Raw genomic sequence first — 23,370 nt, 5'->3', positions numbered from 1 at the left:
AGGGGGCCGCGATCGTGGGATCAAAGCACTTCGGCTAGGAAGTGCTTCAGGCGTGCGCTTTTCGGTGTATCGAAGATCGCAGCGGGCGTGCCGGCCTCGATGACGCGGCCCTCATCCATGAAGACGACCTGATCGGCCACCTTGCGAGCAAAGCCCATTTCATGGGTGACGACAACCATCGTCATGCCGCGCCGGCCGAGATCCGCCATCAGATTTAGGACGCCCTTCACCAGTTCGGGATCGAGAGCGCTCGTAACCTCGTCGAACAGGATGACCTCCGGGTCCATTGCCAGCGCGCGGGCGATTGCCACCCGCTGCTGCTGACCACCGGATAGGCTGCCGGGACGATGGTTCTTGCGGGCAGCCAGCCCGACATCGGCAAGGCGCGCCTCGGCGATGCGCTCGGCCTCCGGCACCGGGAGGCCTTTTACCTTCGTCAGCGACAGCATGACGTTTTCCAGGGCCGTGTGGTCGGGAAACAGATTGAACTGCTGGAACACCATGCCGACACGCCGGCGCAGCTTTTCAGTCTTCATCGCCAGGATGCTCGCGCCATCGAGCAACACGTCGCCGCCCTTGGGCTCGACCAGGCGGTTGAGGCAGCGCAGCAAGGTCGACTTGCCCGAACCTGATGGACCAATGACGCATGTGACCGTGCCAGGCTTGACCGTCAGGCTGACGCCTTTGAGAACATTGAGATCGCCGTAGGCCATGTCGAGATCGGTGACGGCAAGACTGCCGCCCTTGAACCGGGGCAGCGCCGAGCGGTCTTCAGGGCTGGTCTCCGAAGGCGGGCCGCCGATGGCGCTTTCCAGTTCGCTGACTTCGGCAAGGCCGCTGGTGACGAGGCCAGGCCTTTGCTTGCCGACCCGCAGCGAGTTGTCGATGTAGTTGACCACATGGGTCAACGGCACGGTGATGACGAGATAGAAGACACCAGCCAGAAGCAATGGCGAGAGGTTTCCGGTGACCACCGCCTGGTCCTGCCCGACCCGGAAGATCTCACGCTCCGACGCGAGCAGGCCGAGGAAGTAGACAAGGCTCGAATCCTTGACGTTGCCGATGAACTGGTTGACCAGGGCCGGCAAGACGCGGCGGATGCCTTGCGGTATCACGATCAGGCGCATGCCCTGGCCGTAGCTCATGCTGAGCGCCCTGCAGGCCTCCATCTGCCCACGCTCGACGCTCTGGATGCCGGAGCGGAAGATTTCGCCGATATAGGCGCCGGCGATCAGGCTGAGGGCGAGGATGCCGAGCGGAAAGGGCGACGGCCCGAAGATCTCACGGCCGACGCGGGCAAAGCCCTGGCCGATGAGCAGAATCGTGACAATCGCCGGAAGGCCACGGAAAATATCGGTGTAGACGCGAGCCGGAATGCGCAACCAGCGCGATTGCGAGATGCCCATGACCGCAAGGATCATGCCCAGGATCATGCCGAGCACCGTGGATGCGGCGGCGAGGATCAAGGTGTTCTTCAATCCGATGGTGATCATGCTTGGCAGCACGTCCGCCATGGCTTGCCAGTCGAGGAAACTGCGCCGTAAGTTTTCAAGCCAGTCCATTCGGTCCCCTTTCCGTTGCGCTGTTGGCACCGGCAGACATCAAGCGCGGCAGGTAAGGTCCGGCCGCCGGCACCCAGGCCGACGGCCGGGCGCGGCTACTTCTTGGGGAGATATTGGTCAGGCATCGGCGAACCGGGGAACCATTTTTCGTAGAGCGTCTTCCAGGTACCGTCCTGCATCGCAGCGTGAAGCGCGGTGTTCAATGCATCGCGGAACTTGTCGTTGCCCTTGCGTATCACGAAGCCGGCGGGAGCGTCGAAGGACGGAATGTTGATTGCGATCTTCAGCCCGGGATACCGCTCGCCATACTGCTTGGCGGCCTCGTAGTCGAGGAAATGAGCGTCCACCGTGCCATTATTGAGCGCCGAGACGGCCGAATTGTTGTCAGGAAATTTGACGAGATCGGTTCCGACAAAATTCTTCGCGGCGTAGATTTCCTGCAGCGTACCCTGGACGACGCCAAGACGCTTGCTCTTGAGCCCATCCGCCGACGTGATGGCCTTGTCGGCGGTCAGCACGGAGAGATAGCCTGCAAGATACCCGTCAGAAAAGTCGACCGTCTGCTTGCGCGCATCCGTCGTGCCGATCGCGGCGACAGCGACATCGAATCGCCCGTTGGCAACCGAGGGCATAAGCGCCGAGAATTCCTGGCCGGTGAAGATCACCTGGTCGGGTTTGAATCCAAGGCGACCAGCGACGTTGCGAAACAGTTCAAGGTCGAACCCTGTGAATGTGCCATCCGCCTGGGTGAAAGCGTATGGCTTGGCGTCTCCCATGGTGCCGACGCTGATGACCTTCGCATCAATGAGGCCAAAGGGATTGTCATCCGCCGCGGAAGCCCGCGAAACCAGACCCGCTCCGATGCATACAACCATAAGAGCCATTGCGCCGGCCCGGACCGGCGAGATCAACGGCTTGAGAATTCCAATCCTGCTCATGTCTTCTCTCCACTCTGAAAGTTGTTCTTCTGGTTTTGTCTGTTCCGGAAAATTTCACGCGGCACATCGTTCGTCGGCGCACCGCACGCTAGCTGTCACTCCGTGTCAGGAATCACCTTTCGTTAGAGACCGGTCTCTTATTGCGTGAGACCGGTCTCTTTGGTAAGGGTTACCGTCAGATTGACCTTCCGTCAATAACTCTTGTAAGTCCTCATTCGATGAAAACAACCGCGCCGAAACGGTCGATAACAGTCAGCGATGTCGCCCGCGCGGCAAACGTGTCGAAGGCGACAGCCGCGCGCGTGCTGGGTGGATACGGCGTGGTCAGCGAAGCGATCCGCGCTGAGGTTATGGCTGCGGCCAAGACACTGGATTACCGCCCTAACGAGCTGGCCCGTAGCATGACGACCGGCAGGTCCGGCATCATCGGAGTGGTGGTTGGCGATATTGAGAACCCCTTCTTCAGCCTGGCAGTGCGCGGTATCAGCGATGCGGCAAGGGCGGCTGGCTTCAATGTCATTCTGGCCAACTCCGGCGAGAAGATCGAAGTTGAAAAGGCAGCCGTGCGGCTTTTGATCGGCAAGCGCGTCGACGGGCTGATCGTCACACCGTCGGAATCGCGCGACATCTCGCACCTGCGCGACATCCATCGTTCTGGCCGGCCGCTTGCCCTGCTCGACAGGGCGCTGCCCGATCTGGATGTCGATACAGTCACGGTCGACGATCGCGGCATCGCCATGCGGGCGACCCGCGTTCTTGTGGATGCCGGACACCGCGACATCGCCTATGTGACCGCGGTCGCCTCCGAGGGGCGTGAGTACCGCGATCTCGGGCAAATCTACACCTCGTCGGTTCGCGAGCGTATCGACGGGTTCCTCGCCGTGTGCCGAGATGCCGGAATTGACCGGCCGGAACGTTTTGTTCGCCTTGGGGCGACTAGCCATGTCGAAACGCGCAGGGTTGCCGACGAAATGTTGTCAGGGCCGGATCGGCCGACGGCGATCCTTGCTTCCGACAGCGTCATAGCACTGGAGATATTCAGGGTGATCCGCCAGCGTGGCCTGCAGGTCCCCGAGGATATCTCCCTGATCACCTTCCATGATGCGGATTGGACGAGCGTGACAACCCCGCCAGTTACCGTCATCGATCAGCCCGTTTATGCGCTCGGCAACAGTGTCGCGGAACTGCTCATCCGGCGGTTAAAGGGCGAAATACGATCGCCCGAAAGGCTCATCCTGCCGACCACGATCATCGAACGCGGATCCGTTGGGCCGCCGTCGAGCTGAGGATCCTAGACGCCTAGCGCCAAGCGCAGGTACCGCAGCGGCGATCGGCCGATTGGTCCAGCCATGGCAGCGTCGAGCCGCGCCTGACCTCGACATTGCCCGGCAGCTTGGTCACCAGCGGAAGGTCGGCACGGCCGATGTCGATATAGACCAGCTGGACCTCGCCGAGCTGCTCGACATAGTCGACCGTCCTCTCGAACAGATAGTCCGTATCACTGGCGATCGCGAGATCTTCCGGCCGCACGCCGAAGCTGACCCCACTCCCTTTGCCGAAGCAGGCGTCGCGATCGGCACTGTCGCCTTGCGGCCATGGGCGTGCCGACCTGCCCGATGTGGCTCCGTGTCGCCTTTGTCACCAACCGGATACCCTCCAGCCCAGCCTGGTCGACCAGGTGAAAGATCGCTTTGGCATCGCCCGGCAACGGCTCGCTGAAATGGATACGGCGGCCAGGCTCGATCATACCGGCCAGGATTTCACGACGTTCCTCCAGCGCCATGTCGCGCAGATCATGACCATTGAGGTGCAACAGGTCGAACGCGACGAAATAGAGGTCGTGCTGCCGGCGGGTTATCGCTTTGCATCGTTCAGAACGATGATCTCGCCGTCGATAATGGCGCTTTCGGCGCCGAGCTGCGCGGCTTCCTCGACCAGGGTGCGATATTTTGAGGTCCAGTCGAGACCGTTGCGCGTGTAAACGCGGGTGCCATCCTCATCGATGACGAGCTGCGACCGATAGCCGTCGAACTTCACCTCGTGCAGCCAGTTCTCGCCGTCGGGCGGTTGGTCGACAAGGGGCGGCATCAAAGGCGCGACGAATTTCAAACGCATACTAACGGACTCGCAAACCGGCGATTCAATCAGCATTTGCTAAAATAGTTCCCAAATTGGCAGTGCCGGCCGAAACAAACTGGCGCACAGCACGTTGCGCTCGATCTCAGACGGGAGTGAAAACGATGACTGACGACAAGAACAAGCTTGGCTATCAGGATCGCGGCCGCGTGAGCGGAGATGAGGAATATGAGGTCGGCTACTTCGCCAGCAAATTCGGCCTGTCTATCCCGCAGGTCCGTGAATTGATCAAAAGGCACGGCAACGATCGCGACACCCTTGAGCGGGAGGCGAAAGCTCTCAATGCACGATCAAATGGAGCAACGTCTTGAAGCTTGAAAACGAAGTCCGCCACAAATCTGAGGAGGTGGATGATAGGGTCTTAGCGGACGCTGTCACGGCGCTTCAGAGGCGAGTTACGGTTAGTCACGACTTCGACATCCCCTACATTGCTGGCTATAGCGAAGATGCGAAAACCGTCTACATCGATCGGCATCTACCGCGCACGATCGCATGGAAGGGCGTCGACATGCGACTTACGCCCTTCCTGGTCACGCACGAGATTGTAGAGAAGGCACTCCTCGACGAGTTGAGGTTGCACTACCTCCATGCCCATCAGATTGCGTTGCGCGCTGAGCAGGGAGCTGTCAGAGGCGCCGGCCTGACTTGGCGGGCCTACCAGTCGGTGATGAAAGCTCACGAGAAACAAATCGATGAAGAGGCGCTCAAGCGCGTTCCCGGCGATCTGGATCTCACACCATATAGGGATCTAGATGACTTCGCTGTTTTGGAGCACTTGATCAAGGGCGCCTGTTAGAATTGCACCGGGATCGATGGCTCGGAGTATCTCCGGCTCTTCCAGGGTTGGCCCGGATAAATCGGCCATCTGTCCACCTGAATCGTTCGTCTGGCAGGCGCCTTATCCCCAACGCCCCTCGCCCAAAAAGGCGTCGGCCATCCTTCATCCTTCCCGCGCGAATGTGGGCTTCCAGTCCCGGTTGCGCGCCCGCTGCTGGCCTTCGCAGTCGGGAATGCCTGTGAAAAACACCTGTCGCCGATCGCGGCCGGCGGCTTTGCAATCCGGACACGAGGTCCTGACGTAATGAGCCATAGCCGGCCTAGGCGGTCGGGCAATGCTCGTAAGCGTTCAAATTCCGTGGGTCATCACAAGGTAGACAACAGGGACTAACGCCAACCAGCCGCCCATTCCCAGAAGCACCCACATAGCCGTGCGCTCGGTTCGCCTGACAAGATCGGCAATGTTTTCCTCGTCAGTCAAAGACACGGCGTTCGGCAAACCAGGCTCAGGCGAAGGATTGTCATTCGCTGCGTCGTTAGCGTTCGCATGCACCTTCGATATCTGGGCCAATGTCATCGTTTCCATACTCCAAATAGAGGACCCGCCAGCCTGCCGGAGCGGCTCGCGGGTCCTATCAGCACAGGAAGGGACGTAGCTGTGCCGATCCATGAAATGTCACCCGAGGATTATGCCCATCACCAAAAAGGTGACGGCCGTCGCGAAAATCGGCGCTAGCAACCAGCGCGCTTGCCCAACGCTTCTATCCATCTGCTTTCTCCGAATTTGGAGAAGCAACTACCCTGGCTCGAGGCCGTTCCGCCGTGTCGAAGAGGCACGACCATTGCGCATCTGCGAAGGGACCTTGGTCATGCAGAAGATCAGACCGAAGTCCCGGCAGGGAACGTCTGGCCTGCCGACAGGTTTGGATTTTTGGCGCACAGGCGGTCGTGCCGTTCGCCAGGTCAGAGGAGAAAAAGTATGAGAATGCACCTAACCAGCGGCGCCGCGGCGCTCGTTCTGCTTGCCGGCGTCGGCGCGGTGGCAGCGCAGGATGTTGTCATCACACCCGAACAGGACACTGTAGTGCGCGAATACGTGAAGAAGCAACCGCTGGCTTCAGTCAAGATTCCGGGAGTGGAACTGAACGTCGGCACGGCTCTACCTGACACGGTCGAGCTCCACGAAGTTCCGAACGTCAAGTATCGTTATGTAGTGGTCGACAAACACACAGTTCTGGTCGACCCGGGCACCCGCAAGATCGTCAAAGTCTACGACTGAAAGTTCGAACGAACTCGCGCCCCGCCGCCAACCGTGGCGGGGCGTGTAAGGCGTGCATCGCACGTCACACCTCAACCGGACAAATGAAGATGAAGAACCCTGAGCTTGAGACGACCGAGGCTCTAGTGGCGCGCTTGGCAGATCTGCAGGCGAGAATGCGGGCAGCGCGTATAACTGAGGCCGAACTCAAAATCTTTCACAAGGTCGTGGCCATCATGGATGTCGGTCACGGTCAGATTGCTGGCGACGACCTGATTGCTGCATCTTTCCTCACCGAAGACGCTGGTCAATGAGCGGCCGCCCGAAAGTCGTGGAAAGAAGCATGCCGCCTTGGCTTCGCCCGGCAGCGGCTCGGTAAACTGAATCCGACCGCCGTCCCGATCATGCTGGCCAGGATCGCGCGACGGCCTTCCAGCGCCATGTCGCGCAATCATGCATATTGAGATGCAGCAGATCGAAGGCCACGAAATAGAGGTCGTGCTGCCGGGGGGAGGTGGCCTTGCGCAGCCCGCGAAGTCAGACAGACCAGCATTGTTCAAAACGATGATTTCGCCGTTGACTATGGCGCTCTCCGCCCAAGGTATGCGGCTTAAGCCTCTGGCTCGCGAACTTGGACGCTCCAGTCGAGACCGTTGGGTGTAAATGCGGGTGCCATTCTCGTCGATAATGAGTTGCCAGCGAAAGCCGTCGAACTTCACCTCGTGCAGCCAGTTTTCGCCCTCGGATGGCTGAGCGATATGCGTCGGCATCAAAGGCGCGACAAACCTCAAACGCATGACTGGACTCGCAAAAGCGCGATTCCATCAGCATGTGCTAAAATAGTTTCGGGTAGGCTTGATGTTAGACACATGCGCTGACTCGCAACTGTGATTAAATTAGCATATGCTAATATAAGTCCGGAACTCGTGACGGCTTGTTTCGATCGCCATGACAAAGCTATCAGACCTCGGCCCACCGATTCCAGGCAAGGTGCACAGCGCGGTCTTCATTCGCGAAGCAGATCATTTCTATAACTGTCCGACATGCGGTCAGCCGGTCGATCAGCGCGACTTGCGCCAGATCATGTGGCACGAGGAGCCCGGCCACGAACCTTTGGAACCGGAGCCATCTGCGACGATTCTTGAATTTCGCCCGCGCAAATAGGCTCGCTGGCCCCAGCTGCGCGCGCTGCCGCCTTGCGCACGGAATCGCTCATAGGCTTCGTCTGCCGCGCGTTGCCTCTCGATCCGGTTGACCTCGGGAAGCGGCGGGGGATCGGACGGCGGCTTGCGCATGCACCATCTGTCGCCGCGAAAATCCCAATGCTCGATCGCAACAAGTTCAGAGCCGGAAAGGAGCACGCTGACGTTCAACAGAGCAAAGTGCAGCTTCCGCGCATCCCACCAGACCGCTGCGGGCCCGTGTTCCCATGGCGTCCAGCCCTTGCCGGGCCGCTCGGTCAGTTCGTGGTCGCGCAAGGATGCCTCTTATTTTCGTTCGTTCGGATGCTTCGGATCTATTTCAGGAAGAGCATAACCGCCCGTAGCCGGCGGGATGCTCATATCATCCCAACCTTGTGTCCCACCGGTTAGGCTCGGCGCCGCCTCCTCTCGATGCCCCCGGCGCCGAGCCGCCTAGATCGAGCGTGAGAATTCCTTTTCCTTAAAACGGCCAAGCAACGCTATGACGACGCCAGCGGCCAGGGTGAAGGCCAGGACGGCATCGGGCCTGCCCCTCCGTTGGCATCGCCCTCAAGGCCGCAGCGATTCGCCGGTCATTCATGTCGTCAGTCGCACCTGCAATCCCGACTGCAAACCTGGCACCCATTCGGCCTGCAGCCTGAACCGGACAGCCAATTTTTCAGCGAAGGCTGCCAAGCGTACTTCGAAGAGCAAACTGATGACACTACGCTGAACAGCCTTACGCGATCACGCCACATCCTCTGCTCCGACACATCGCCCATACTTACAACGCGGCGGAACCTGATCGGCTCGCCCGGCCGGCGCCTTGTCCCCAACGCCCCCGCCAAAAGGCGACAGCCATCCTTCATCCTTCCCGCTCGAACGTCGGCTTCCAGTCCTGGTTGCGCTCGCTGCTGGCGTTCATGAACTCCAGCCGGGCCATCCGCAAGCGCCTATAGAAGCGTGTCCAGGAGCACGCTGGACCGGCGCCGAAGGGCATGAAGCGGCCGGCGACGCAATGGGTAAAGCCTGGGCACATTGGCCGCGTAAAGCACCTGCGGGGCGAGGAAGACCTTCGTCACGCCCCGCTGCAGGATTTCCGAGAAGAGGAATAGCCTTGCCTTTAGCCGGCGCCCTGGTTTTATAGCGGCCTCGCTGTTGGAGTTGGGAGCATGCCAATTCGACACAAAGCTGCTGAGGCCGGCATTCTTCAGCCACCGGAACTGGCCCTGCTTGCTCGCGTTTTCATCGCCTCAAGAGCGATGATCAATCACCCGGTAGTCGTGACGCCCTCGCATCCCGTATCATTGCCAATTACATGGCCGGCATCAAAGATGAAGCCGAGCTGACATCGCTTTCGAAGCAGCCCCTGGGCCGGTAGGAGGAACCTAAGAGCCGTCCTGAAATTATGGCTTAATGAGCGCGCGTGGCATCGATTTCCTGGACCAATGGATCGCGAACAACGTCGCGGAGACGGCAAAAGCAGATGTCATCACCGTGGACGAACTTACCCATAAGCTAATTGCCGATGCGAAGGCGCTCGGCATTAAGCGTGGGGAGATCGACGAAGAGGTCGACAGCCTCTACCGCACCATCATCGAAGCCATCATGCATTTCGACCCCGGTCTTCCCGAGTGAGTTTGCGCGGCCGCTGGTTCCTTGACGACTGGGTCGTAAATCATTTGCCGGACGAACCGGTTGGCAATCCGATCGCTGCTAGCGACGTGGCCGATCAAATGTTGAAAGCTGCTGAAAAGCTGGGGATCGCACCCAGCGAGGTGACTGAAGAAGTGGGGAGCGTCTTCGAAGTGATCTTCGAAGCGATGGCGCATCGCCGTGGCGGCTGACTCGTTCGCAGTCCGTTCCCATTTTGGTCATCCCTGACGGCAACAATTGAGCATGACCTAAAATGTGTGGACGCGTTTTCGTAAAGCCACAATCCCCGACATGGTGCGGCGCTTCGAATTTGCTCATCCTGGCGATATCGCGCTTATAGCAGGAATTGCGCCCCGACAGTGTCTTGCTGCGACCCCGGTCATTTTATGAATCCCTGGTCGCCGGGAACCTCGGAGGTTCGACGACGTTCCGCCTTTTTCGAACAATGGAGGTCGTCATGGACTGGAACCGCGTCGAAGGAAATTGGAAGCAGGTGAAGGGTAAGGTCAAGGAACAGTGGGGGAAACTCACTGATGATGACCTTGATCGCATCGCAGGTAAGCGCGACCAGCTCGAAGGCAAAATCCAGGAGCGCTACGGCATCGAAAAGGATCGCGCGCGACGCGATATCGATGACTGGTATGGCAGGCAAGGTTGGTAAAACCGAAAGCGAAAGATGGCCCGGCGGTGGGCGGCGCCGGACCTACCTGCGCTCCCACGTTGATAGTTCGTCCTGACTTCGCTTCACCAGCCGAATGACAATTCAGCAGGCCAGCACATCGACCCCTTGCTTGGCCGGGGACTGCCTTCAGTCGACGCTCAGCTCCAGACTAATTCGCGCGTATAACGGTCTTCTCGCAGCAGCGCCCGCATACTCCTTTATCGCGGTCGAAGTCGGACGTGGTTCCAAGGGCCCCGGTGATCTGGCCGACTTGAGCTGGAGTTACATTCAATTCGTCCACGATGCAGCTGTCGCAGATAGCGATTGGCTTCTGAGCAGTAATCCACGAATTGACGCGCTGGGCAGTGTTCATTCACGAGCATCCACTGGGGCTTTTTCAGTTTTCCGATGCTATAAACAATTGGCGACTTCTAATGTTCCGTAGCCTCTTCTTTCCCGGCCACGACGCAGTCCGCGCCCCTCGCTTCTCCGCGGGAACCATCGCCGCCATGCAGAAAATCCGCTGGTGTGCCCATCGAGGGAATCACGAAGGAGAAGTCGGCCTTCGACCTGCCAGCGGAGAGTGGCCAGAGCTTTCAAGCTTTTAAAGGACCTGCCCACAGGGGCCACGAACAAACGCCGTAAGCGCGTAAAGTATCATGCCGATTCCGACGGGGAAGTCGTGCGTCTGAACCGTGTGTGCAAGGGTGCACCCGCCTAACGCCCGGGAAGGCGCGACCAGCATGCCGCATGACAGCGGCATTGGTCTTGTCCGATAGTATCTCGACGTTCTCGCTGCGCATCAGTGTCTTGCGGATCAGTTTGCAGCACCGTAAGAGCACGAGCCCGCCCACCCCGACCCTTTATGAGTTCACGGTCAGGGGCGATTTGCGCAACCACGTATCCGCGGTGAGTTGCTGAACGACGAAATCCGCGACATCGGCTCGCGCGATCGTCCCGCCATGTACCCCTGAAAGGTCGGTCACTGCCTTGATGCGGCCGCGCGCTGGCTTGTCGTTGAGCACCATCGGTCGAACGATGGTCCAGTCGAGCGTGCTGCCCCGGATGGCATCTTCCTGGCGATCCTTGTCTTCATAGACCTTCCGCAGCATCAGGGGCAGGAGCAGTCGGTCGAAGAAGAAACCGCCATGGCCGCGGCTGTCACCGGCGCCGAGGCCGGTGATGCATACCAACCGGCGGATGTTCTGCTGCTCCATGACCGACCAGCGCGCGCGTCGCCGTCGAGAGCAGGGTCACCTTGTGGAATGGGCTCATGGCAGGTGCCAATGAACTGACAACGGCATGCTTTGCCATTGATCAGCTGCCTCTCACCTGTTCGATCAGAGGCTTACATAGTGCGGCTTGTCTGCACAGACACTACAGCTGCGAGCGCAGTCTGCTCGACAACCAGTCCGTCACCTTTTCAGTCCACGGCCGCGCTTGCCACTCCTCAAGACTGATCTGCCTCGACCGCCCAAGGTCCTGGTTGAACAGATCGATCTGCGTCTGTGCGAAATCCTTGCCGTAAATGTTCAGATTGGCCTCGTCGTTGAGACGCAGCGACCGCTCGTCCAGGTTGGCCGAGCCGAAGCTGGCCCACACATCATCCACGATCAACAGCTTAGGGTGATACATTGTCGGCTGAAACTCGTGGATGCGCACCCCGGCTTTGAGCAACTCGCCCCAGAAATAGCGCGAGCCTTTTCGAACGATGGGGACATCCGTCAGCGAGTTGGGGACAATGACGTCGACCGCGACGCCTCTTTTCCTGGCGTCCAAGATTTGCTGGATCGCAATGTCGTCCGGAACGAAATAGGCCATTCCGATCCGCAGGTGATCCTTGGCGGCAGCCATGGCGGCCAACATCATCAACTCCATGTTTACAGAGCCATTCGGCTGGGAAGCCAGGATCAACTGCGCGCTGAGTGATCCTGCGGGTTCAGGTGGCGGGTAGAATTTTTCACCTTGCAAGGTCTCGCCTGCCGCCTCGAGCCAGTTCTCGGCGAACGCCGCCTGGAAGGCGGATACGGCGGGTCCTTCTACCTGATAGTGGGTGTCTCGCCACTCATTCGGGTTGCGTGCGTCTCCCAGCCAGTTGTCGGCGATCCCGACGCCTCCGGTAAATGCGATCTTCCCGTCAATTATGAGAAGCTTGCGGTGGGTTCGATTGTTCACCCGATCCATTGTGTACCAATGGACGGGTCGATAACGCTGAAACCGCACTCCGGCGCTCGTCATGACGTGGACTAGATCTTCGTCGAAGGGGAGGCTGCCGGCCCAGTCGACAAGTACGCGAACCTCGACGCCGTCTCGCGCCTTCGCAGCCAAAGCGATGGCGAAGTCGTAGCCGACCGTACCCGACCAATAGATGTAGGTTTCCATATCGATGCTGGAATGAGCAGCATGGATCGCTCGCAGCATCGCCGGAAAGATATCGTCGCCATTGACCAGGGTCTGTACGGCATTCGCATCGTACATCTGTCCGTTTGAATAGCTGCTCATGCTCCTTGCGAATGCGGGATCTTCAGCATTGAAAACGTGTGGGACGATCGTGCGCATCGCGCGTGGATCCGGCATCAGGTTAATCGCCACCAGCGTGACCAGGCCGGCCGTGATAGCAACGGCAAGATATTTGAGATTATCGAGCCAACGCCCAAGCCTTGGCCGGACGGCGACCGCCTTTCTGATAGCAGATCGCATTCCAAAGTTGCTCAGCCGCACGTCTCTCGCCATGTTCAAAGGGTGAATTCGCCCAACAAGAACACTCGATTGGGATGAGGGTTCCCGGATGGAATGCACCGGGCTGGGTCCAGTCTGCACGGTGTCGCTTCGCGCGATTGACTGGAACGTGGAGACCCTCCCGGAGTTGTAGCAAAATCACCTTATCCCGAAGGACAACTCATGACCCACGATCGAGAGCAAGATAGCGACCTCACCCCGGCCCAGGCCACGGACCGGATCTGGGGACTCGCCACGGATATCGACATCTGCATGTTTGTGACCTGGGACGGGAAATACAATCGCGCCCGTCCTCTCTCGGCTCGCGTCAGGAGGGACGAGGATGCCGTCTATTTCCTCGTCAATGACGACGGCGCCAAGAACAAGCAGCTGGCGAAATATCCCAAGGTGACATTGGCCTGGAGCGACAGCAGCCACTACAAATACGTTACGATCTCGGGGTCGGCCGCAGTGACAAACGACAGAGGGAAAATCGCGGAGCTCTGGGAAAAGACCGACAAGGCCTGGTGGGAAAGCGCCAGCGATCCTGAAATCCGGCTTATCAAGGTGACCCCGGACGAAGGCGAATTGTGGGACAGCCCGGGGCTTGTCGTCGCTACTGCAAAGATGGTTTTCGCTGCAGTTACCGGGGCCAAACCTGATGTTGGTGACAATGCCAAGGTGCAACTCTGAAATTCCCGGTGAGGCTTGTTGCAGGGGCAGGCAAGAGTGAACCGGAGCACCTTGCCCAGCAAGGATCCGGGATATTCGGCTAGTCTATTTCGATAATCTTCCGATGCGCTTCCCGCAGCTTGGGCCGCAGCCTTGCAACATCCCGCACGAACATTCGCAGCCTGGCTTTGGACGCTGGAGTGCGAGGCTGAGGCGGGCAGGCTCGAGCGCCCTAGCTAGGCCGATCGCTTGCGCGATGCCGTGGCTTTGCCTTTCTCCGACTTGCCGTCCGCTTGCGCCAGGCTCTTGCGCAAAATCTCGGCCAGGTTGACGACATTTTCCTTCGGCTTGGGCGCCGGTTTTGGCGGCGGCTTGCCTTTGCGCTTGGCCTCGATCATCGCGATCAGCGCGTCCTCGTAGGTGTCTTCAAATTTCGACGGATCGAAACGGGTCACTTTCTTGTCGATCAGCAGGCTGGCGACCTCGATCAGGTCCGCATCATATTCTACCTTCTTGATATCGGCGAACACGCTTTCCGCAGATATCATCTCGCCGTGGCTGCGCAGCTCGGTCAAGAGCATGCCTTTGCCGAAGGGCTGGATCAGCACTTCGCGGCCACGCTGGTAAAGCACGACGCAGGAGCGGGCCGCGACCTTTCTCTCCTCCATGGCCTTGCGGATGATTTCAAAAGCTTCGGCCGCTGCGCCGTCGGCCGGAATGAGGTAATACGGCTTTTCAAGATATCGCGTGTCGACATCGTCGAGGTCGACAAACTCGCCGACTTCCAACGTGTGCTCCGAGGTAAGCTTCAGCTTTTTGAGTTCATCGGGCTCGACATGCACGTAGTCGTCCTTGTCGATCTCGAAACCCTTCACCTGGTCCTCGGCGTCGACTTCCTCCTCAGTCGCTTCATCGATGTAGGCGCTTTTTTCCGGCAAGCCGTCCCTGCGATTGAGAATTTTGAAATGGATCTTCGACGCCTCGCTGGTCGCGCCGACGATCTTCACGCCACATGTAACGGATCCGACTTTCAAGAAGCCCTTCCAAACGGCTCGTGGTGCGGTCATGCGGGTTCCTCGATGGCTGATAGCCAACAAACGGACGCCACCTGCAATTGTTCCTACGAACCCCGGCCATCTGGCGCCGGACGCGACTCAAGGCATCCCCGCCGCCAGTTGATGGGCTGGACAGATTGTTCCGGTCATGTTGGTGTCGACGATGCGACGGGCCTTTTTTCCAGTCCTGGTCGAGAAAACCGTGCCGAGGCCGCGCCCGGCATTTAGAAAAAGAAGATCGATACGATCGCCGATCCGGGCGATCAATTTTTCGGCGCCCTCTAGGGTTGCCAGATCGACTTCAAGCGCTTCACCGCCACGTCTTCGACGAAAGCGCCCTCGGCCGCTTGCCTGATCGCCGGCTCATCGGCCGCGATGATCAAGTTAAAACCGGCCCTCGCCCAAAGTTTGGCGAGTTTCTTGTCTATCTCCTTGAGGCCCCGGTAACCACCGCCAGTTTTGTTGCTGCCGGTCATATTTTGCGCTCCTGGTTGCGCCCCAACCACCGCGCGGCAGGATTGTCCCTTGGATCCGTGCGCCAGCGTCAGATGGTGCGGCGGCCCGGAAGCGAAGTTTTCTGTACAGGTGGAACAACACTCGTGTCCGGAAGTTCGGCAGCCAAGGAGAAGCAGATGCAGTATGCCCAAGACATCGCGCTGAAACGGGTTGGTATTCTGATCGAACACTATGTCGTGGCCAGAAGCACTTCCTGCGATTTTGTCTCGACGGAGTCGGCTTGCCAGGCTGTCCGTCCCTTCATGCGCAGTCCGGTCGATGACGCGGCACTCGATCTGGTGCTGGCCAGAAAAGCATCACGGCAAGGCCTATCGGTTCGATTTGACCGGGTGGGTCACTGGTCTAACGTCTTGCCAGTGGCACGGAAGGGAGGCTTGGAATGAGAACCATTCTGTTGGTGACGATTGCGCTTGCTGCCTTGACGGGATGCAATGAGGATCCCGCCAAATCCAAGACGGATACGGTCAACAGCCAGCCTGTCGACAAGAACCCGAAGATCGACAGCAATCCGACGCCGCAGAGCAGCACCGGCGGCGACCAGCAGGGCACGCAGCCCACTCAACCGACATTGCCCAAACCCTGAGGGCTAGGTCTAAGCCCTGAGCTGTGAAGTAAAGTGCGGGACGAGGTCAAATCGGTTCGCAGCAGTATTCGGCGTCTCTGCCTCCGACGAGGAATGCCTGCCTGGCAAATCGCGCCGGCTATTCACCGCGCAGTACCGCGAGGCAGCCCCTGAGTGCCGCGAGACGAACTTCCGAGGCCGGCGCCGGCCAGTCACGCAACAGGAGTTGCGCTGAATCGGCCACCGTAATCACCACCCGGTCCCGGTCAATCCGGCCGGGCGCCCTCGCTTCCACCCAGCGCCGTCCAACTCTGCGTTCGCCAAATTCTTCCTCCGTTAGAGTGGACAAACGAAGTGCTCTGCGTCCGCGTCAGCCTTCGTTGAGCAAAGCCGTACAGACTTCGCCAAGGACGCGTGGCAGCACGTTGAACGAGTAGCCGATGTGCAGCCGTTCCAGCGGCGTGTGATAGTCCCGACCCCACGGACCGATGTTGATCGTCGGAATGTTGGCCAGGCCACGATGCAGGGGCCACCGCACACCGTCGCGCCACATAGGTGTGTTGCGGGCAACAACGTCGAGCGAAGACTCGACCGCCTCCCCAAAGAAGCTCATATCAGAGATGCCCGCGAAATAGTCCGCGCAGCCGATTGCACAGCCGTAGCGTCGGGTTGCGTTGGCGGCGATCTCTAAGGCAATTTCGCGCAACCTCTTTGCAGCCGGTGTTTGGTACAGATTTGTCGGCAAATAGGGGATCGAGCCAAAGCCGACGACGATCGCCGGCTCGGAAAGATGGCTCAATCGCCACGCTTCTTCCGTGACGAGCCGACACTGTTCAGGCAGCGAGAGCTCTCCGTCGGCAAGCGAAGCGCCGAGTTCGCCCAGCTTGGACTTGGCGTCCTCGTCGAGGCCGGCAGCAATAGCCTCAAAGCGGTGTAGCGCAACGCTATCGACCAGGTTGACCGCAGCGGAGCCATTGCCTGGGCCGAGGCGCAGCTTGAGATCTCCCAGGCAGGCCGAAACCGCATCGGCGCAAAGCCGCTCGAAACGGTCGAGCATCTCGTCTGGCGCCCAGCGATAGCTCAGCACGTTGAAGGTGACAAAGGCGCTTGCCGGCGTTGTCACGTCATAGCCGGCCTTGCTGTCGTGGATGCTGAGCAGGCTAGCCGGCGTGCCAGTCCCCAACTGGGACTGGTCGGTCAGTTCCGGCGCCCATTCCACGCGCTTGGCGATGGCGGCGGCCAGCTGCGGCGTTCAAGCCGTTCAACGGAAAGCCGCTGTGGGCAGGGATGCCGATCACATAGGCGGTGGGCAGTAGTTTGCCGACGGTGCCCAGGGCGATGATGCGACCCTTGCTGCCGTCGCCATCGTCGGCGATCGCATCGAGATTGATTGCCGCGGCCAAGTCGAGATCGCGTTCGCGCGCGATGAATGGCAGCGCCTGCGCGGCTTTGCGCGCGCCGGCCGAATTGTTCTCCTCGTCGGGAACGGCGAGGAAAAAGATGTTCCCCGGCGGATTGGCGCTCTCGGCGAATTGCGTGCAGACGGCCAATCTCGCCGCGAGGCCGGCTTTCATGTCGAGCAGGCCGCGGCCGGCGAGAAATTCCCCCGAGGCAAAATCGGCGCGCGCGCGTTGGGCGGCCGCTGTGCCACCATCTGCGAGGCTTTTGCCGAGCGCCGGCGTGAGCAGATGGTCGGTTGGCGATATCCTCCAACGCGCCATAGTCGCGGGTGGTGACCGTATCGTAGTGTCCCGTCAGCACGACAGTGGCTCGGCCGCTGCCGCGCAGCAGCATCGCCACGCAGTGTCGGCCATCTCTGGGTTCGACCTCGATGGTCCATATTTCCGCTTGGCGAAAAGCGGTCTCCTGGCCCAGCTTGCCCGCCAGCCTAGTGTTTGCGAGCCCGTTCCTTCAAGAGCGCGACAGGGCTGGACCAAGCAGCGCGAGCAACTGTTTCCACGTCGCTCTCCGGTCGAAGCTACCGCGACGCAAGGCTGCGCGAGCTCGGCCGAAGATAGTGGACCGAGCAACCGGAAAACCCTGCTGCGTGACACCAACGGTGACGGCGTGCCAGAATATCAGGGCGTGTTCCTCGATTATCTCAACTCGCCGTTCGGCGTCGCTCTGATCGGCAACGATCTGTACAGATGACGGTTCAATAGGCTATTCGCGCCTATGGTCCTGGGTGCGATAGGCTGTCCTGTCATCTTTTGCCCACTTGCCTGGGCTAGGCTCATCTCGCGGCGGGCAGGAGGAGGTCGATGTGACGACGACAAGCCTTGCCGGCACCCTGAAAAACCGCAGCAAACAGGTGGCCAAACGCCTGCTCGGCTATGATTCGCGCAACTGGCTGCGCATCCGCCAGATTGAGGCGTTCACGCTTTTCCTAGAAGCCGGAAACCGCAAGGCCTCGGACGTGATCGAGATCTCGCCCGGCTGGAACCGATACTGGCGGACAATGTGCCCAAACTACCGGTCGGTCGATTTCCCCGCCTTCGACATCTGCCGGGACCGTACGGAAGAAGAATATTCCATCGTCATCGCCGATCAGGTGCTGGAACATGTCCGGCGGCCGGCGGCGGCCGTGCAAAACATCCACGCCATGACCAGGCCAGGCGGCTGGGCGATGGTGGCGACACCGTTCCTGTTTCGCGTGCACGCCAGGCCACACGACTACAACAGGTGGACGCCCGCCGGCCTGAAGCAGCTGATGGTCGAGGGCGGCTTTGCCGAAGCAAATGTCAAGGTCCATGGCTGGGGCAACAAGGCCTGCGCCAGGGCCCACATCGGTGGCCCTGTGCGCGCCTACGGTCTGTGGCGGGACCTCAGCAACGACGAGGAATACCCGCTGATGGTCTGGGCCTTCGCAAAGAAGGGGGCGGCAACGGCTCAGTAGTTGCCGTTGTAATAGCGGTCGTCGCAGGGTGCGGTGTAGATGCGGCCGTAGCGGTCCTGGTAGCGGCAGAGCTGTTCGCCGCGGGGCTGCTGCGGGGTGGTGGCGGAACCGACGACGGCGCCGAGCAGCGCACCGCCAGCCGCGCCGATGACAGTGCTCTTGGTGTTGCCGCCAATCGCCTGGCCGACCAGCGCGCCGCCGGCGCCGCCGAGGAGCGCACCCGTGGTGGCGCGCTGCTGGCCTTCGGTCTGCGACTGGCAGCCGGCAAGTGCTGCGGTAACCAGCACCGCGAGAATAGCCTTCTTGATGATCATCACTGGAACTCCACTCAAAGCCCCGGGGACTGACGGACAGGGGCGAATGAAGCCCGAGTGCGGTTGCATTGCGGCGGAACGGCGGCGCGGATTCTCACGAAGTGAGTCAGGGTTTCCCATGAGTTGAAAGCCATGGTTTCCAAAGCGGAAAAGAAACGGGCATACCCGCTGATCTCAACGGCCGATATAGTTGCGCACGGATATATATCTGGATGCGGCCGACGGCTCGCATTCGAAGCAAACTCGACATGTTTTCCTAACCAAATCGCAGGCGGTACAGGCCTCTATTATCAGGTCTGAGTACCATGGCCCGCGCGATGGACAAAGCAACCACCCACCCCGAGTTTGAAAGGCGAAGGGCTCGCGCTGCTCAATACCTGCGCATGTCGACGGATAGGCAAATCTACTCCATCGACAATCAGAAGGACGCGATCCGTAACTATGCAGATGTCATGGGTTATGAGATCGTTGCCACGTATGAAGATCCGGGCCGAAGCGGGCTCAACATCTGGGGACGCCCGGGCTTGAAGCGGCTGATCGAAGATATCGAAAGCCGGCGGGCCGATTTCGAAACTGTCGTGGTCTATGACGTCAGCCGATGGGGACGCTTTCAGAATACTGATGAAAGCGCCTCTTATGAATACCGATGCCAAAGAGCCGGAGTGCGGATCGAGTTCTGCGCGGAACTGTTCGTCAACGATGGGAGCGTCGGGTCCGACGTGCTGAAGGCTATTAAGCGTAGCATGGCAGCAGAATACAGCCGAATGCTGTCAGAGAGGGTCTTTGCTGGCCAAAGCCGCATAGTCAAACTCGGTTTCAGCGGCGGTGGCCCCGCGGGCTATGGGTTGAGGCGCCTTCTTGTCGACGGCTCTGGAAATCCGAAGGGAATCCTCCATCACGATGAGCGAAAAGGCCTGGCCAGCGACCGCGTCGTTCTCGTTCCCGGGCCTGAAAATGAGGTTTCAACCGTCCGATGGATATTCAACCAGTTTGTGAAAAGGAGAAAAACGGCAGTCGAAATTGCGGCTGCTCTAAACGCGCGCGGCCTGGTCACCGAGTTTGGCCGGCCTTGGACCGGAGAGTGCGTAGGCACGATACTGGCCAGCGAAAAATATATCGGCAACAGTGTTTGGAACCGGATATCCCACAGGCTTCTGCAAAACCGGGTAAGAAATCCGCCAGGCGCATTTGTGCGCGCCGACAACGTCATCAAGCCGCTCGTAACCCGGGCGGTGTTCGATCGTGCGCAAGCTATCAGGCGGGGGCGCACCTACCTCAGATCCGATGAGGAGTTGCTGGCCGATCTGACCAAGCTTTGGAAAGAGCGGGGACGGCTGTCGAGTCCGATAATTGATGCAGCTCCAGGCTGTCATTCAGCCAGCATTTACGCGCATCGCTTTGGAAGCATGAACGCCGCCTACCAGTTGATCGGATACGACGGGTCGGCGAACTATCGGAAACTCGACATCAGAAGGCGGCTCATTCAGATTCGGCAGCAAACAATCGAGAACTTGATCTCGGACATCGGCGGGGTCGGTGGCTCGGCGCTGTACGATCCCCAAACAAAGATTATGCGTGTCAATGATGAATTCTCCGTGGCGATTTGGACTGCGCAATATCGGATGAACGTCGCCGGGTTTCCACGCTGGCCGTTCTGGAAGCGGGGTCTCATCGGGCCAGAGGTGACGATTTTGATCAGGATGGAGACCGATAATCAGACCGTTCGTGACTTCCTAATCGCACCCGCTCATGAAGCGCATTCTGCCCTTCACATGCTCAAGGCCGACAATGGCGTGCGCCTTGATGCCTTCCTGTTCGCTTCGCTTGATCCTGTGGTTGAGATGGCGAGACGAGAACCAATGCCGGCAAATATATGAGAACTACGAAAGCCGGGCTTCGCGACTTCGTCACAAACAATCGGCATGCCATTCGGCTGACGGTAGATTCGCGGGCGCCGATGAACCCGCTGCGTGTCTCCGGTTTGTTGAAGACCTACAGGCGCCAAGTCGACAATATGCAGGAATTCATCAGGGAAGCCGACGCGGTGAAACACCAGATGGAAAGCGTCGTCGATGCCTTTCGTCATGTCCTGCGCATCGCTGCATTTCAAGGATTGCTTCAATCGAATGGCTTCGCAACGCTTCCTTCGATCTTGATGCAAAATTCGCCAGAGGCCGGGGTGAAAGCGGGTATCTGCGAAGACCGGCAGATTTCCTTGCCGCGCGTCGACGAGCCGCTTGTCGAAGGCATCTGCCTCGAAGCTCTCGACATGCTGAACGATTTCGGCGCCCCCTTGAAGATTTTCGGCTTGTTACGAGAGGTCGTGCCGGGCCGGCAGGTTGAGGTTGTCCGGTTGATGCTCGCGATGAACCGCGTGGAATTTCGAGTAGCGAGGCTCTTGATCGAGCTCACCCCACGATCACAACTCACCAATCCCTTGGCTCGCAGAAAAAGATACGAGGGTATTTCCCCGGCGCAAATGGCCGCCATGGAAGCCAACATTGCCGAGGTCAGCCATGACTATCTGAGCGCTGCCAGCACCCACGGCTCAGAAATGCTAAACCTGATCGCCGCTACGAGCTATTTCGACCGACTGCTGAACAACCCCAAGCTGGTTCGATATCTGGCGCGCAATTTCGCGGGGCAACTGGAGGTGTTTCAGAACTTGCTCGACTTCCGCGAGGCTCGATACAAAGAAACACCCGCCGCAAGCCGGGTCGCAAGCGATCGGTCATCACCCTTAGTTTCGCGGCATGCTGTGGACCTCGAGCCGGACCGGCCCGCCCCGGTCGCAGCTCGTGCAGAGAAGCGCTCGCTCAACAGTGCTGAATAGCGCGTCCCTCCCGTATCGGCGGATAAGTCCGGCCGCCTTTACCGGGGCATGGTGGGAGCAATTCTTGCACCAGGCTCGCAGAGTGTGCCATTCTCGCAGATCGCCGAGCGAGACGTCGAGTCCGGCGTGTATGCTGCCGTCGATGATCGTTTGAGGCGGAAGCTTTACTTCGCCCGGCGTGACCATTTTCTCCATGACGTGGCGGCTGTTGTAATGGATCAGCAGCATGCCGGGCCGGCGCCTGATGGCGGCATGCCAGGCAGCTTGGCTCACCATCGCATCCGGCGATCGACAGATGGTTTCGAGATGCGTCTTCTCCTCCCGATCCCAAACCTCGATCCGGAAATTGTCTTCGGCGGTGTCCACCATCTATGGGCGCGCCTTAAGCCAGCCGCGAGAAAACCCATTCGAGACCGCCGCGCGTGACAAAACGAGTTCCCGCTCAAGTTTGGCGTTCCTGGCCAAGACGGTCAGCAAGGCGACCACAACGTCGCCACCGGCTGCAGCTATGGCCTGCTGGGCAGTAAACTCCAAATCGGACATAGCTTCGCCAATCGGCGCATTTTGGCGCTTTCCCATGGCCTTTTTCCTGCTCAGATACATCAGGAATAAGGAACATATTCCTGTCAGGTCAAGAGGTATTGACTCTCATGTTCTCATTTTGTTCACTGATGGCAAATTGGTGACAGGAGATGAGCTTTTCCTCTCGCTCGGCGTGGACTACACCCACATTGACCTCGGTCATAAGACGAGCACGGGCAACAACGTGTTCGATAACGGCAGCCTCGGTGCTAATCCTGAGACCTATCGCACCGACGCAAAAGTTGATGCCGTGATGGCTAGGCTGACCTACAAGTTCGGGATGGGTCAGTAGTTTTTAGCCACAAAGCCAGCGAGAAGAAAGCCCGGCAGATTGCGGTGCGCCCGGCTCGAGCCTTTCAATATAGCGGAGCCGGGCACGCACGCGGCCTAGTCGTTGCCCTGATCGATGACGACATGTCGATGGTGATGGCGACGGTGACCCATCGTCACGATGACCGTATCCCGGCGGTGATGGCGGTGGCGCCACGCACGCTCGCCATTGTCATAGAATGCGACATGCCCATGATGGCGATGATGGAGCCGACCTCCCTCGTCATTATAGACAACGGCGCGATGGTGGTGACGGTGATGCGACGTGATCACCACATCAGCCTCGGCGGCCGTGGCGATAGCCGGGATGCCAAGAGAAAGCGCTACGGCGCTCAAGATCAAAGCCTTCATGTTTATAGTCCTGTCTGCTGATTACGGTGTCCCTTCAGCAGATGAATGTGATCATTCGCCTTTGTTCCGACCCGCAAAAGGTTGATGAAAAGCATTCCGCTTATGTTGTGGACAATGAATCGCCCGGACGCGGTGGTCCCCGGCCGGGATGGAACCGCTACGTTGGGGCAGGGTAGACGTTCGAACCTGACAGGCCAGTGACCCGACGGGCCACGCCATCAACTTCTGCAAGGAAGCTAGCTAGTTGTGGAGCCTCAACAGGTTGTCCTCGGTTAGAGCGAGGCGACTGATAGGTGTTTTGGACTTTAGGCTCCCGTGGGGACGGTGCCAATTGTATCTGTGCAGCCAGACCGGCAACTCTGCGGCGCGGTG

The 23,370-nt window shown here is 59.4% G+C and carries 28 protein-coding genes and 5 pseudogenes; 16 read left to right on the top strand and 17 right to left on the bottom strand.

Annotation, left to right across the window (positions count from 1 at the left end):
- Positions 1 to 20 precede the first annotated feature (20 nt).
- Together EN808_RS37745 and EN808_RS34590 are read right to left on the bottom strand one after the other, a co-directional pair.
- A complete protein-coding gene (locus EN808_RS37745) occupies positions 21 to 1,562 on the bottom strand; it encodes an amino acid ABC transporter permease/ATP-binding protein (RefSeq protein ID WP_135906966.1) in 1,542 nt (513 codons plus the stop codon).
- Between the two features lie 95 nt (positions 1,563 to 1,657).
- Entirely contained in the window at positions 1,658 to 2,500 is an 843-nt protein-coding gene (locus EN808_RS34590; protein WP_135880764.1) for an ABC transporter substrate-binding protein, read from the bottom strand.
- Positions 2,501 to 2,718: 218 nt separating this feature from the next.
- On the opposite strand from EN808_RS34590, the gene EN808_RS34585 reads away from it, so the two are divergent.
- Positions 2,719 to 3,786 (top strand): LacI family DNA-binding transcriptional regulator, encoded by a 1,068-nt coding sequence (locus EN808_RS34585; protein ID WP_135880763.1) that lies wholly within the window; start codon positions 2,719 to 2,721, stop codon positions 3,784 to 3,786.
- A 67-nt stretch (positions 3,787 to 3,853) separates the two neighbouring features.
- Here EN808_RS34585 and EN808_RS34580 read toward each other — a convergent pair.
- Together EN808_RS34580 and EN808_RS37895 are read right to left on the bottom strand one after the other, a co-directional pair.
- A pseudogene (locus EN808_RS34580) lies at positions 3,854 to 4,095 on the bottom strand (TOBE domain-containing protein); the annotation flags it as partial.
- Between the two features lie 113 nt (positions 4,096 to 4,208).
- A pseudogene (locus tag EN808_RS37895) lies at positions 4,209 to 4,588 on the bottom strand (ATP-dependent DNA ligase); the annotation flags it as partial.
- A gap of 152 nt (positions 4,589 to 4,740) precedes the next feature.
- Between EN808_RS37895 and EN808_RS34570 the strand changes: the two are divergent.
- The gene (locus tag EN808_RS34570) at positions 4,741 to 4,947 is read left to right on the top strand and encodes a DUF3606 domain-containing protein (protein ID WP_135880762.1); all 207 of its coding nucleotides are present in this window, start codon (positions 4,741 to 4,743) and stop codon (positions 4,945 to 4,947) included.
- Positions 4,944 to 5,432: a hypothetical protein gene (locus EN808_RS34565; RefSeq protein ID WP_245525191.1), complete on the top strand. Its 489-nt coding sequence runs from the start codon at positions 4,944 to 4,946 to the stop codon at positions 5,430 to 5,432. The genes EN808_RS34570 and EN808_RS34565 overlap by 4 nt, the downstream gene beginning before the upstream one ends.
- A gap of 330 nt (positions 5,433 to 5,762) precedes the next feature.
- On the opposite strand, the gene EN808_RS34560 is transcribed toward EN808_RS34565, so the two are convergent.
- Positions 5,763 to 5,990, bottom strand: a complete 228-nt coding sequence (locus EN808_RS34560; RefSeq protein ID WP_135918168.1) for a hypothetical protein — start codon at positions 5,988 to 5,990, stop codon at positions 5,763 to 5,765.
- A gap of 402 nt (positions 5,991 to 6,392) precedes the next feature.
- On the opposite strand from EN808_RS34560, the gene EN808_RS34555 reads away from it, so the two are divergent.
- The gene (locus EN808_RS34555; protein WP_135880760.1) at positions 6,393 to 6,692 is read left to right on the top strand and encodes a DUF1236 domain-containing protein; all 300 of its coding nucleotides are present in this window, start codon (positions 6,393 to 6,395) and stop codon (positions 6,690 to 6,692) included.
- A gap of 122 nt (positions 6,693 to 6,814) precedes the next feature.
- Here EN808_RS34555 and EN808_RS37890 read toward each other — a convergent pair whose 3' ends face one another.
- Positions 6,815 to 7,468: a hypothetical protein gene (locus EN808_RS37890; RefSeq protein WP_189522251.1), complete on the bottom strand. Its 654-nt coding sequence runs from the start codon at positions 7,466 to 7,468 to the stop codon at positions 6,815 to 6,817.
- A gap of 264 nt (positions 7,469 to 7,732) precedes the next feature.
- Positions 7,733 to 8,149 (bottom strand): hypothetical protein, encoded by a 417-nt coding sequence (locus EN808_RS36615; RefSeq protein ID WP_167531274.1) that lies wholly within the window; start codon positions 8,147 to 8,149, stop codon positions 7,733 to 7,735.
- 1,119 nt (positions 8,150 to 9,268) lie between these two features.
- Here EN808_RS36615 and EN808_RS34530 point away from each other — a divergent pair.
- From EN808_RS34530 to EN808_RS34515, 3 genes are all read left to right on the top strand, one after another.
- A complete protein-coding gene (locus EN808_RS34530; protein ID WP_135918167.1) occupies positions 9,269 to 9,490 on the top strand; it encodes a DUF768 domain-containing protein in 222 nt (73 codons plus the stop codon).
- Positions 9,487 to 9,699: a DUF768 domain-containing protein gene (locus EN808_RS34525; protein ID WP_135918166.1), complete on the top strand. Its 213-nt coding sequence runs from the start codon at positions 9,487 to 9,489 to the stop codon at positions 9,697 to 9,699. The genes EN808_RS34530 and EN808_RS34525 overlap by 4 nt, the downstream gene beginning before the upstream one ends.
- Before the next feature lie 266 nt (positions 9,700 to 9,965).
- Positions 9,966 to 10,169: a CsbD family protein gene (locus tag EN808_RS34515; RefSeq protein WP_091586081.1), complete on the top strand. Its 204-nt coding sequence runs from the start codon at positions 9,966 to 9,968 to the stop codon at positions 10,167 to 10,169.
- A gap of 863 nt (positions 10,170 to 11,032) precedes the next feature.
- Here the strand turns inward: EN808_RS34515 and EN808_RS34510 are convergent.
- A pseudogene (locus EN808_RS34510) lies at positions 11,033 to 11,477 on the bottom strand (NAD(P)H-binding protein); the annotation flags it as partial.
- Positions 11,478 to 11,546: 69 nt separating this feature from the next.
- Complete coding sequence (locus EN808_RS34505; RefSeq protein ID WP_245511656.1) at positions 11,547 to 12,890, bottom strand: phospholipase D-like domain-containing protein; 1,344 nt, start codon at positions 12,888 to 12,890, stop codon at positions 11,547 to 11,549.
- A 180-nt stretch (positions 12,891 to 13,070) separates the two neighbouring features.
- Here EN808_RS34505 and EN808_RS34500 point away from each other — a divergent pair, with 180 nt between their 5' ends.
- Complete coding sequence (locus EN808_RS34500) at positions 13,071 to 13,580, top strand: pyridoxamine 5'-phosphate oxidase family protein (RefSeq protein ID WP_135906978.1); 510 nt, start codon at positions 13,071 to 13,073, stop codon at positions 13,578 to 13,580.
- 215 nt (positions 13,581 to 13,795) lie between these two features.
- On the opposite strand, the gene EN808_RS34495 is transcribed toward EN808_RS34500, so the two are convergent.
- From EN808_RS34495 to EN808_RS34490, 3 genes are all read right to left on the bottom strand, one after another.
- A complete protein-coding gene (locus EN808_RS34495; protein WP_135918165.1) occupies positions 13,796 to 14,626 on the bottom strand; it encodes a Ku protein in 831 nt (276 codons plus the stop codon).
- 87 nt (positions 14,627 to 14,713) lie between these two features.
- Positions 14,714 to 14,881: a hypothetical protein gene (locus tag EN808_RS36610; protein WP_167531276.1), complete on the bottom strand. Its 168-nt coding sequence runs from the start codon at positions 14,879 to 14,881 to the stop codon at positions 14,714 to 14,716.
- A gap of 14 nt (positions 14,882 to 14,895) precedes the next feature.
- A complete protein-coding gene (locus EN808_RS34490) occupies positions 14,896 to 15,090 on the bottom strand; it encodes a hypothetical protein (RefSeq protein WP_135906982.1) in 195 nt (64 codons plus the stop codon).
- 156 nt (positions 15,091 to 15,246) lie between these two features.
- On the opposite strand from EN808_RS34490, the gene EN808_RS34485 reads away from it, so the two are divergent.
- Both EN808_RS34485 and EN808_RS34480 read left to right on the top strand, forming a co-directional pair.
- On the top strand, positions 15,247 to 15,513 hold the full coding sequence (locus EN808_RS34485; protein WP_135918164.1) for a hypothetical protein: 267 nt from the start codon (positions 15,247 to 15,249) through the stop codon (positions 15,511 to 15,513).
- Positions 15,510 to 15,713, top strand: coding sequence for a hypothetical protein (locus EN808_RS34480; protein WP_135880749.1), 204 nt, complete (start codon positions 15,510 to 15,512; stop codon positions 15,711 to 15,713). The genes EN808_RS34485 and EN808_RS34480 overlap by 4 nt, the downstream gene beginning before the upstream one ends.
- A gap of 118 nt (positions 15,714 to 15,831) precedes the next feature.
- Here the strand turns inward: EN808_RS34480 and EN808_RS34475 are convergent, their stop codons facing one another.
- The 3 genes from EN808_RS34475 to EN808_RS34465 form a co-directional block, all read right to left on the bottom strand.
- Positions 15,832 to 15,945: a DUF982 domain-containing protein gene (locus EN808_RS34475; RefSeq protein ID WP_272483032.1), complete on the bottom strand. Its 114-nt coding sequence runs from the start codon at positions 15,943 to 15,945 to the stop codon at positions 15,832 to 15,834.
- A 117-nt stretch (positions 15,946 to 16,062) separates the two neighbouring features.
- Entirely contained in the window at positions 16,063 to 16,911 is an 849-nt protein-coding gene (locus EN808_RS34470) for a hypothetical protein (protein ID WP_135918163.1), read from the bottom strand.
- Positions 16,853 to 17,413 carry a M20/M25/M40 family metallo-hydrolase gene (locus EN808_RS34465; RefSeq protein WP_135906986.1) on the bottom strand — a complete coding sequence of 187 codons (561 nt, stop codon included), beginning with the start codon at positions 17,411 to 17,413 and terminating at the stop codon, positions 16,853 to 16,855. Before EN808_RS34465 ends, EN808_RS34470 begins: the two co-directional genes overlap by 59 nt.
- 277 nt (positions 17,414 to 17,690) lie before the next feature.
- Between EN808_RS34465 and EN808_RS36605 the strand changes: the two are divergent.
- A pseudogene (locus EN808_RS36605) lies at positions 17,691 to 17,837 on the top strand (sorbosone dehydrogenase family protein); the annotation flags it as partial.
- A gap of 118 nt (positions 17,838 to 17,955) precedes the next feature.
- Entirely contained in the window at positions 17,956 to 18,588 is a 633-nt protein-coding gene (locus EN808_RS34455; protein WP_135880744.1) for a methyltransferase domain-containing protein, read from the top strand.
- Here EN808_RS34455 and EN808_RS34450 read toward each other — a convergent pair.
- Complete coding sequence (locus EN808_RS34450; protein WP_135881133.1) at positions 18,582 to 18,902, bottom strand: YMGG-like glycine zipper-containing protein; 321 nt, start codon at positions 18,900 to 18,902, stop codon at positions 18,582 to 18,584. The two genes, EN808_RS34455 and EN808_RS34450, sit on opposite strands and share 7 nt — an antisense overlap.
- 317 nt (positions 18,903 to 19,219) lie before the next feature.
- Here EN808_RS34450 and EN808_RS34445 point away from each other — a divergent pair, with 317 nt between their 5' ends.
- The 4 genes from EN808_RS34445 to EN808_RS37885 all read left to right on the top strand — a co-directional run bounded on the left by EN808_RS34445 (position 19,220) and on the right by EN808_RS37885 (position 23,019).
- Positions 19,220 to 20,779, top strand: coding sequence for a recombinase family protein (locus tag EN808_RS34445; protein ID WP_135880743.1), 1,560 nt, complete (start codon positions 19,220 to 19,222; stop codon positions 20,777 to 20,779).
- A gap of 80 nt (positions 20,780 to 20,859) precedes the next feature.
- A complete protein-coding gene (locus tag EN808_RS34440) occupies positions 20,860 to 21,735 on the top strand; it encodes a plasmid partitioning protein RepB C-terminal domain-containing protein (protein WP_245511659.1) in 876 nt (291 codons plus the stop codon).
- A 226-nt stretch (positions 21,736 to 21,961) separates the two neighbouring features.
- Positions 21,962 to 22,609 (top strand): hypothetical protein, encoded by a 648-nt coding sequence (locus EN808_RS37460; RefSeq protein WP_245525190.1) that lies wholly within the window; start codon positions 21,962 to 21,964, stop codon positions 22,607 to 22,609.
- A 122-nt stretch (positions 22,610 to 22,731) separates the two neighbouring features.
- The gene (locus EN808_RS37885; RefSeq protein WP_167531277.1) at positions 22,732 to 23,019 is read left to right on the top strand and encodes a hypothetical protein; all 288 of its coding nucleotides are present in this window, start codon (positions 22,732 to 22,734) and stop codon (positions 23,017 to 23,019) included.
- Between the two features lie 219 nt (positions 23,020 to 23,238).
- On the opposite strand, the pseudogene EN808_RS34415 reads toward EN808_RS37885, so the two are convergent.
- Positions 23,239 to 23,370, bottom strand: a pseudogene (locus tag EN808_RS34415) (IS481 family transposase); the annotation flags it as partial.

Origin of the sequence: Mesorhizobium sp. M8A.F.Ca.ET.165.01.1.1 (assembly GCF_004792065.1) — a bacterium.
Lineage (GTDB): Bacteria > Pseudomonadota > Alphaproteobacteria > Rhizobiales > Rhizobiaceae > Mesorhizobium.
The sequence above is the reverse complement of the archived record's forward strand: the minus strand, read 5'-3'. Positions and strand labels throughout refer to the sequence as shown.

Excerpts from the sequence above, each read along its gene's own strand:
- EN808_RS37745 (WP_135906966.1), bottom strand. The coding sequence starts at position 1,562 with ATGGACTGGCTTGAAAACTTACGGCGCAGTTTCCTCGACTGGCAAGCC.
- EN808_RS34590 (WP_135880764.1), bottom strand. The coding sequence starts at position 2,500 with ATGAGCAGGATTGGAATTCTCAAGCCGTTGATCTCGCCGGTCCGGGCC.
- EN808_RS34585 (WP_135880763.1), top strand. The coding sequence starts at position 2,719 with ATGAAAACAACCGCGCCGAAACGGTCGATAACAGTCAGCGATGTCGCC.
- EN808_RS34570 (WP_135880762.1), top strand. The coding sequence starts at position 4,741 with ATGACTGACGACAAGAACAAGCTTGGCTATCAGGATCGCGGCCGCGTG.
- EN808_RS34560 (WP_135918168.1), bottom strand. The coding sequence starts at position 5,990 with ATGACATTGGCCCAGATATCGAAGGTGCATGCGAACGCTAACGACGCA.
- EN808_RS34555 (WP_135880760.1), top strand. The coding sequence starts at position 6,393 with ATGAGAATGCACCTAACCAGCGGCGCCGCGGCGCTCGTTCTGCTTGCC.
- EN808_RS37890 (WP_189522251.1), bottom strand. The coding sequence starts at position 7,468 with ATGCGTTTGAGGTTTGTCGCGCCTTTGATGCCGACGCATATCGCTCAG.
- EN808_RS34530 (WP_135918167.1), top strand. The coding sequence starts at position 9,269 with ATGAGCGCGCGTGGCATCGATTTCCTGGACCAATGGATCGCGAACAAC.
- EN808_RS34515 (WP_091586081.1), top strand. The coding sequence starts at position 9,966 with ATGGACTGGAACCGCGTCGAAGGAAATTGGAAGCAGGTGAAGGGTAAG.
- EN808_RS34500 (WP_135906978.1), top strand. The coding sequence starts at position 13,071 with ATGACCCACGATCGAGAGCAAGATAGCGACCTCACCCCGGCCCAGGCC.
- EN808_RS34495 (WP_135918165.1), bottom strand. The coding sequence starts at position 14,626 with ATGACCGCACCACGAGCCGTTTGGAAGGGCTTCTTGAAAGTCGGATCC.
- EN808_RS34490 (WP_135906982.1), bottom strand. The coding sequence starts at position 15,090 with ATGACCGGCAGCAACAAAACTGGCGGTGGTTACCGGGGCCTCAAGGAG.
- EN808_RS34485 (WP_135918164.1), top strand. The coding sequence starts at position 15,247 with ATGCAGTATGCCCAAGACATCGCGCTGAAACGGGTTGGTATTCTGATC.
- EN808_RS34480 (WP_135880749.1), top strand. The coding sequence starts at position 15,510 with ATGAGAACCATTCTGTTGGTGACGATTGCGCTTGCTGCCTTGACGGGA.
- EN808_RS34465 (WP_135906986.1), bottom strand. The coding sequence starts at position 17,413 with ATGGCGCGTTGGAGGATATCGCCAACCGACCATCTGCTCACGCCGGCG.
- EN808_RS34450 (WP_135881133.1), bottom strand. The coding sequence starts at position 18,902 with ATGATCATCAAGAAGGCTATTCTCGCGGTGCTGGTTACCGCAGCACTT.
- EN808_RS34445 (WP_135880743.1), top strand. The coding sequence starts at position 19,220 with ATGGACAAAGCAACCACCCACCCCGAGTTTGAAAGGCGAAGGGCTCGC.
- EN808_RS34440 (WP_245511659.1), top strand. The coding sequence starts at position 20,860 with ATGAACCCGCTGCGTGTCTCCGGTTTGTTGAAGACCTACAGGCGCCAA.
- EN808_RS37460 (WP_245525190.1), top strand. The coding sequence starts at position 21,962 with ATGCCGGGCCGGCGCCTGATGGCGGCATGCCAGGCAGCTTGGCTCACC.
- EN808_RS37885 (WP_167531277.1), top strand. The coding sequence starts at position 22,732 with ATGTCGATGGTGATGGCGACGGTGACCCATCGTCACGATGACCGTATC.